General features: G+C 38.2%; 1 protein-coding gene. It reads right to left on the reverse strand.

The genetic code is table 11. The features are described from left to right. On the reverse strand, positions 1-517 hold a 517-nt coding region (locus tag ACYQ4S_RS12130; RefSeq protein ID WP_459771416.1), incomplete at its 3' end, for an IS91 family transposase. Positions 518-625 lie beyond the last annotated feature (108 nt).

Here is a 625-nt window from a genome sequence, read left to right on the forward strand (position 1 = left end):
TTGTCACAAGCATATGGATATGAGGGTTAAATTCTAGTTTAGATCCAAAGGTATGAAGAGCGGAGACAATACCAGGTGTGACACCTAACGATTCGAACCATTCATTCAAAAGCCGTCCGGCTTCGTCCATTAAGCCTTTTAATAGTTTTTTCCGATAATGACTAGTGAAAATGGGACGAAGCCCTTCATCAATGGTTAAAATCACATGGCGATGAATACTACGGTACATGTCGTTTGATTGAATATCTGCCCATTTCTGTGCTTCTCCAACTGCGCAGGTGGGACAGAATTTCCCTTTACACCGAATCGGAACATGCTTAACATTTGGGCAAGCCTCACACTTATACACGCGGAATCCATTAGACAAATCCCCACAATGCAGAAACTTATCAACTTCTTTTCTAATAACTTGGCGTATCTTTCCTTTGTTATTTTTTAGAAAATTCTCCCAATTATTATTGTCCAGAAATATAGCTTTGAGTTTATTCATTTCTATGCGAATGCTTTTCTCTACCATACGTATAGTGTACCTTTAAATCCCCTCTCTTTTCAAATCAAGTGATAGTGATTAACGTTTGAGGTGATAGGCTTTCTAGCGGGTAAAACTTTATACTTTCCTATTCTA

This window comes from Alkalibacterium sp. s-m-28 (assembly GCF_054658175.1).